Below are 6,700 nucleotides of genomic sequence, written 5' to 3' on the forward strand. Positions count from 1 at the left end.
GTGCCGAACTGGCCAAGGCCGTCGCCGCGCACCTCGCCGACGTGTTTGTGACCGCCGACGGCCTTGGCCAGTTCGGCACGGAAATAAGCGCCGGTCTCGCCGGCATTCCGCACCAGGTCCATCTCATCGATCAGTTCGAGATTGGCGACGCCGGCTGCGACGCAGATCGGATGCGCCGAATAGGTCCAGCCATGGCCAAGCGAACCGAGCTTGTCCGAACCCTGCACCAGGACCTGCCACATCTTGTCGGCGACGATGACGCCCGACAGCGGCGCATAGGCCGAGGTCAGGCCCTTGGCGATGGTGATCAGGTCAGGCTTGATGCCGTAATGGTCGGAGCCGAACATGGTGCCCAACCGGCCGAAGCCCGTCACCACTTCGTCGGCGACCAGCAGCACGTCGTACTTTTTCAGCACCGCCTGGATTTTCTCCCAATAGCCGGCAGGCGGCGGCACGATGCCGCCAGTGCCGAGGATTGGCTCGCCGATGAAGGCGGCGACGGTTTCAGGCCCTTCGGCGAGGATCATCTCCTCCAGCTTGTCGGCGCAATGCTGCGAGAACTGTTCCTCGCTCATCGAGCGGTCGGCGCGGCGGAAATAATAGGGCGCCTCGGTGTGCAGGATCGGCGCGCGGGGCAGGTCGAAGGCATTGTGGAAGAGGTCCAGCCCCGTCAGCGATCCCGTCATCACGCCCGAGCCGTGATAGCCGCGCCAGCGCGAGATGATCTTCTTCTTCTCCGGCCGGCCCAGCACATTGTTGTAGTACCAGATCAGCTTGATGTTGGTTTCGTTGGCATCCGAACCGGACAGGCCGAAATAGACCCTCGACATGCCCTTCGGCGCGCGGTCGATGATCATCTTCGCCAATGTGATCGAGGCCTCGGTGCCGTGCCCGACATAGGCGTGGTAATAGGCGAGGTTCTTTGCCTGCGTGGCGATGGCGTCAGCGATCTTCTGGCGGCCATAGCCGACATTGACGCAATAGAGGCCGGCGAAGGCATCGATGCTCTTCCTGCCGTTGTTGTCCCAGACGGTGACGCCTTCGCCGCCGGCCATGATCCTTGTCGGCGATTCACCGCGAGCGTGCGTGCCCATATGGGTCGAGGGATGGAAGAAATGGTCGCGATCCCAGGCGGCGAGTTCGTTGGACTGGTCGAGCATTTTTTTTTACTCCTTGAAAATTCCAGTGTGGCCTACGCCACGTCGAGGCATAGATATTTGAGATCAGTGAAGGCCTCCAAGCCGTGGCGCGAGCCTTCGCGGCCGATGCCGGACTGCTTGACGCCGCCGAAGGGGATCGGCGCGCCGGTGATCTTCACACGGTTGATGGCGACCATGCCATAGTCGAGCGCGCGACCCATGCGCTGCTGACGCGCGCCATTCTCGGTCACGACATAGGCGACGAGGCCATATTCGGTCGCATTGGCGCGGGCGATCACCTCGTCCTCGTCGTCGAAGGATGTGACGGCGGCGACCGGACCAAAGGTCTCCTCACGCATGATCAGCGCTTCGTCGGCGACGTCGGCGAGCAGTGTCGGCTGGTAGAACAGCGGCCCGGCCTGATGGCGCTTGCCGCCGGCAAGGCAGCGGGCGCCGTGGGCGAGGGCATCCGCGACCTGCTCCTCGACCTTCTGGACGGCACGTTCATGCATCAGCGGCCCGATGTCGGTTTCCTCGGCAAGGCCGCTGCCGGTCCGCAGCGCGTCAATGCGCTTGGCGAATGCGGTGCAGAAGCGGTCGTAAAGCGGACGCTGGACATAGATTCGGTTGGCGGCGAGGCAATCCTGGCCTGATGTGGCGAATTTGGCGTCGACAGCAATGGTCACCGCCTTGTCGAGATCGGCGTCGGCAAAGACGATCAGCGGCGCGTGGCCGCCGAGTTCCATGACCAGCCGCTTCATCGTCGGCGCACTTTGCGCGGCGATCAGCCGGCCGATCTCGGTCGAGCCCGTAAAACTCATGGCCCGCACGCGCGGATCTTCGCACATGCGTCCAACGATCGTCGCGGCCTTGCCTGTGACGATGTTGAAGACGCCGGCCGGCAGCCCGGCGCGCTCGCCGAGTTCGGCCAGCGCCAGCGCCGAAAGTGGCGTCTCCGAGGAGGGATGCGCGACGATGGTGCAGCCGGCGGCAAGCGCCGCCGCCGCCTTGCGGGTCAACATGGCCGACGGAAAATTCCACGGCGTGACCACGCCGACGACACCGAGCGGTTCGCGCCGCACCATCATTTCCGCGTTCGGCAGATGACTGGTGACGCTCTCGGCGTTGAGGCGCTTCGCTTCCTCCGCATACCATTCGATGAAGGAGGCGGCGTAGTCGATTTCGCCGAGCGACTCTTTGAGCGCCTTGCCCTGCTCAAGCGTCATCAGCAGAGCCAGATCAGCCTTGGCGGCGATGATCAGCTCGAACCATTTTCGCAGGATTTTCGAGCGCTCCTGCGGCAACAGCGCCCGCCAGGCCGGAAAGGCGCGCGCCGCGGCGTCGATGGTTTTTGTAGTCTGCCGGCTGTCGAGTGCTGCGACAAAGGCGACGGTGGTGCCGGTCGCCGGATCGGTGACCTCGAAACTCTCGGCCGCATCGCTCGCCGTCCAATGGCCGTCGACATAGGCGAGTTCGCGCAGCAGCCGGCGGTCGGCGAGCCGGTCGAGCGCTTCGTGGCGATGCGAGCGGGCGAAATGCGCGGACATGGTCGAAGCCTCCCGGTTCGTTTTGATGCGAGGAGACTATCCTTCACCGGCAGACAGAGAGGCTGTTTGAGCGCCTGATCAGAGAGAGAATCTCTCTATTGCGCCGTGAGGGCAGCCCGTTTCTCCGGCGCTATGCCGGTGCCGGCAACAGGTCCGCAATGGGCAGCGCGATATCATCCTTCACCGTCTTGATGACGATGTAGGTGAAGTAGCGGTCGATGCCGATCTCGCGATCGAGCAAGCCGTCGACCAGCCGCTGATAGGCGTCGATGTCGCGCGCCATCACCTTCAGCACATAGTCAACGCCGCCACCCACCGACCAGCAGGCGACGATCTCGGGGATATCGCGGATGACGCGCTCGAAGCGGTCGAAATCGGCCTGACGGTGGCTGGCCAGCGTCACCTCCATCAGCACTGTGGCGACAGGCGCCACGACGCGCATGGCGATGCGGGCGTGATAGCCCGAGACGATGCCGGCTTTTTCCAGCTTGCGCAGCCGCATCCAGCACGGCGTCGGCGACAGCCCGACCTGCTCGGCCAGCGCCAGCTTGGTGATGCGTCCGTCACGCTGGATGGCGTCGAGGATTTTGAGATCGATCGGGTCGAGTTTCGCAGCAGTCATCAGCGCTCACTTTTTCGTCCATCGTACCATGAGGGCGCATTATTTCGATTGTCAATTGCACTGATTTCGATCTCTAATAAGTCATGACATTGTGGCAACCCGATCCCGCGCTTATCCGCCGGCCAGCCTATCAATCATTGGCCGACCAGTTCGCGCGCGCCATCCATGACGGACGCCTGGCCAATGGCGCGAGGCTGCCGACGCATCGCCGGCTGGCGGACAATCTCAAGCTCTCGGTGCAGACGGTCAGCCGGGCCTATGAGGAATTGATCCGGCGCGGCCTGATTTCGGGCGAGATCGGGCGCGGCAGCTTCGTCCAAACGCAGCGCCGCGAGCCGGACCCGCCCTATCTGCCCGAGCGCCTCGGTGAGGTCATCGACCTCTCGATCCTGAAACCGGTCTGCGAGCCGATGCACCTGGAGCGGATGAAGCAGGCGCTGGGCTGGCTTGCCGAAAACCTGCCGTCGAGTTCGGCACTGTCGTTCCGGCCAAACATGGTGTTCCCACGCCACCGCGCCGTGGCGGTCGAATGGCTGAAACTGTGCGGCCTCGATGCCTCCGCGCAGAACATCAGCCTGACCAATGGCGCCACCGCCGGCATGACGGTGGCGCTGATGAGCGTCGCGCCACCGGGCTCCACCGTTGCCACCGAGGCGATAGGCCATCACACGCTGGTGCCGCTCGCCCGCTATCTCGGTTTCAACCTCGAAGGCCTGCCGATCGACGAAAACGGCCTGATTCCGGAAGCGCTGGACGAGGCCTGCCGGCTGTCCGATATCCGCGCCGTATTCGTGCAGCCTTCGGTGATCAACCCGACCGCAACGCTCATGGATGCGGCGCGCCGTGAGCAGATCGCGGCGGTGGCGCGCAAGCATGACATCGCCATCATCGAGAACGATGTGCTCGGTCCCCTGGTCGAGGATCGACCGCCGCCGGTCGCTGCTTTCGCGCCGGAGCGGACGCTCTACGTCACCTCCTTCACTAAGATCACCGTGCCCGGCCTGCGCATAGGTTATCTCGCCGCGCCCGACCGTTACGTTGCGGCCGTCGCCAACCGGCATCTCGTCTCGAACTGGATGGCGACACCAATGGTGGCCGAGATCGCCACCAAATGGGTAACCGACGGCACCGCGATGGAGCTGGTGCGCTGGCAGCGCGCGGCGTTGCGTCGCCGGCAGGATATCGCTGGCGAGGTACTGGCCGGCGTCGACTACCGTGCCCGTCGCGACGGATTGCATATCTGGCTGCAACTGCCGGCCGACCGTTCCGAGGAGAGCTTTGTCGCCCAGGCTCGGTTGCAAGGCGTGGCCATAGCCCCGGGCACCTCGTTCCGCATATCGGATGCGCCCTGGCATCCGGCAGTGCGCATCTCGCTGGGTTCGACCACCGAGGGGGAACTGCGCGCCGGTCTCGGCGTTGTCACCAAGCTCTTGCTTGGCGATCCGGAGCATCTGCTGCTCGCAATCTGAACACGCCACCCACTATCGCCAGGTGGTTCTGGGGCAACGGCATGCCCAAAAAGCCAGCTGCGATTGACCGGAAAATGTGCGCAATCAGAATAATTGTCATGATATTATTTTACCAATTGACATGATTTGGCGTGTTCCCCATCGTTAAGGGCACAGGCTTCTCCAGCACGGGGAAATTCATTTGTCCGCAACCGCGCCCATCATCAAGGTCGACGCCATCTCGAAGAGCTTCGGCGCCTTCAAGGTGCTGGACGGCTTGTCCATGCAGGTCATGCCGCGCGAGAAGCTGGCGCTGATCGGCCCCTCTGGCTCGGGCAAGACCACGATCCTGCGCATCCTGATGACGCTGGAGCGCATCGACGGCGGTCACATCCAGATCGACGGCGAGCAACTCTACCACATGGAGCGTAACGGCCAATTGCTGCCGGCCGACGAGCGGCATCTGGCAAAAATGCGCCAGAAGACCGGCATGGTCTTCCAGCTGTTCAACCTGTTTCCGCACAAGAGCGTCATCGACAATGTGACGCTGGCCCCGATGCTGACCAAGGGCACACCGCGCGCCGCCGCCGAAAAACGCGCGATGGAACTGCTCGACATGGTCGGCATGGCCGACAAGGCCAAGGCGATGCCGGCGCAGCTATCAGGCGGCCAGAAACAGCGCGTGGCGATCGCCCGCGCGCTCGCTTTGCAACCGAAGATCATGCTGTTCGACGAGGTGACATCGGCGCTCGACCCGGAACTGGTCGAGGAAGTGCTCAACGTCTTGTGGCGGCTCTGCGCCGAGACCGACATGACCATGCTGCTGGTCACGCACGAAATGGGTTTCGCCCACGACTTCGCCGACCGGGTGCTGTTCTTCGATCGCGGCCGAATAGTCGAGGAAGGCAAGCCCGACGAGATTTTCCGCAATCCCAAGCAGGAACGCACGCAAGGGTTCCTGAAGAAGATCATCGCGGCCGGACACCGTGTCTGACCGCATGCCAAAGGCGGCGATGCCGTCCTGAAATCACGCAAACCAAGACAAGAACAAGGAGTTGGGAACAATGAAGAAACTTGGCATTCTGGCCGGCGTCGCCGGTCTCGCACTTTCGGCCGTGCTGGCCGCCTCTATCCCGGGGTCGGCCGACGACAGCAAGCTCGAGCAGCTAAAGTCGCAGGGCTTCGCCCGCCTGGCCATCGCCAATGAGCCGCCCTATACGGCGGTCGCCGCCGACGGCAAGGTTTCGGGTGCCGCGCCCGATGTGGCGCGCGAAATCTTCAAGCGGCTTGGCGTCGCCGACGTCGTCGCCTCGATCTCGGAATACGGCGCGATGATCCCCGGCCTGCAGGCCGGCCGCTTCGACGTCGTCACCGCCGGCCTGTTCATGAAGCCGGAGCGTTGCGCTGCGGTCGCCTATTCCGAACCGGTCCTGTGCGACGCCGAGGCGATGCTGGTGAAGAAGGGCAATCCGAAAGGCTTCAAGAGCTACGAGGATGTCGCCAAGGACACGTCCGCCACCATAGGCGCGCCGGGCGGCGGCACCGAGGAGAAGCTGGCGCTCAACGCCGGCGTGCCGCGTGAACGTGTCATCGTCGTGCCGGACGGCCAGAGCGGCCTGAAGATGGTGCAGGACGGCCGTATCGACGCCTATTCGCTGCCCGTACTGTCGATCAATGATCTGATGAAGAAGGCCGCCGATCCGAACCTCGAAGTCATCGCTCCGGTGCAGGGTGCCCCGGTCTATTGCGACGGCGCCGCCTTCAAGAAGGGCGACGAGGCGATGCGCGACGCCTTCGACGTCGAACTCGCCAAGATGAAGAAGTCGGGCGAGTTCGCCAAGATCATCGAGCCCTACGGTTTCTCCGCGGCGGCGGCGATGTCGACCACGCGCGACAAGCTCTGCGCCGCGAAGTAGCGCTTCCTTTTTCCTTCTCCCCGTGAAC

General features: G+C 63.7%; 6 protein-coding genes. 3 read left to right on the forward strand and 3 right to left on the reverse strand.

Annotated elements, in window-relative coordinates:
• From EOA36_RS22675 to EOA36_RS22685, 3 genes are all read right to left on the reverse strand, one after another.
• Positions 1 to 1,160: aminotransferase class III-fold pyridoxal phosphate-dependent enzyme (locus EOA36_RS22675; protein ID WP_127279506.1), on the reverse strand; the 1,160-nt coding region annotated here is incomplete at its 3' end.
• 32 nt (positions 1,161 to 1,192) lie between these two features.
• Positions 1,193 to 2,686 carry an NAD-dependent succinate-semialdehyde dehydrogenase gene (locus EOA36_RS22680; RefSeq protein ID WP_127279507.1) on the reverse strand — a complete coding sequence of 498 codons (1,494 nt, stop codon included), beginning with the start codon at positions 2,684 to 2,686 and terminating at the stop codon, positions 1,193 to 1,195.
• Positions 2,687 to 2,816: 130 nt separating this feature from the next.
• Complete coding sequence (locus EOA36_RS22685) at positions 2,817 to 3,308, reverse strand: Lrp/AsnC family transcriptional regulator (protein WP_127279508.1); 492 nt, start codon at positions 3,306 to 3,308, stop codon at positions 2,817 to 2,819.
• 83 nt (positions 3,309 to 3,391) lie between these two features.
• Between EOA36_RS22685 and EOA36_RS22690 the strand changes: the two genes are divergently transcribed.
• The 3 genes from EOA36_RS22690 (at position 3,392) to ehuB (ending at position 6,672) form a co-directional block, all read left to right on the forward strand.
• Positions 3,392 to 4,777 carry a PLP-dependent aminotransferase family protein gene (locus tag EOA36_RS22690; protein WP_127279509.1) on the forward strand — a complete coding sequence of 462 codons (1,386 nt, stop codon included), beginning with the start codon at positions 3,392 to 3,394 and terminating at the stop codon, positions 4,775 to 4,777.
• A 181-nt stretch (positions 4,778 to 4,958) separates the two neighbouring features.
• The gene (ehuA, locus tag EOA36_RS22695; protein ID WP_127279510.1) at positions 4,959 to 5,750 is read left to right on the forward strand and encodes an ectoine/hydroxyectoine ABC transporter ATP-binding protein EhuA; all 792 of its coding nucleotides are present in this window, start codon (positions 4,959 to 4,961) and stop codon (positions 5,748 to 5,750) included.
• 70 nt (positions 5,751 to 5,820) lie between these two features.
• Positions 5,821 to 6,672: an ectoine/hydroxyectoine ABC transporter substrate-binding protein EhuB gene (ehuB, locus tag EOA36_RS22700; protein WP_127279511.1), complete on the forward strand. Its 852-nt coding sequence runs from the start codon at positions 5,821 to 5,823 to the stop codon at positions 6,670 to 6,672.
• Positions 6,673 to 6,700 lie beyond the last annotated feature (28 nt).

The sequence above is a fragment of the Mesorhizobium sp. M8A.F.Ca.ET.021.01.1.1 genome, assembly GCF_003998025.1.
Lineage (GTDB): Bacteria > Pseudomonadota > Alphaproteobacteria > Rhizobiales > Rhizobiaceae > Mesorhizobium.

Bases quoted from the DNA above. Each gene is read 5' to 3' on its own strand.
- EOA36_RS22690 (WP_127279509.1), top strand. From the start codon at position 3,392: ATGACATTGTGGCAACCCGATCCCGCGCTTATCCGCCGGCCAGCCTAT.
- EOA36_RS22680 (WP_127279507.1), bottom strand. From the start codon at position 2,686: ATGTCCGCGCATTTCGCCCGCTCGCATCGCCACGAAGCGCTCGACCGG.
- EOA36_RS22685 (WP_127279508.1), bottom strand. From the start codon at position 3,308: ATGACTGCTGCGAAACTCGACCCGATCGATCTCAAAATCCTCGACGCC.
- ehuB (WP_127279511.1), top strand. From the start codon at position 5,821: ATGAAGAAACTTGGCATTCTGGCCGGCGTCGCCGGTCTCGCACTTTCG.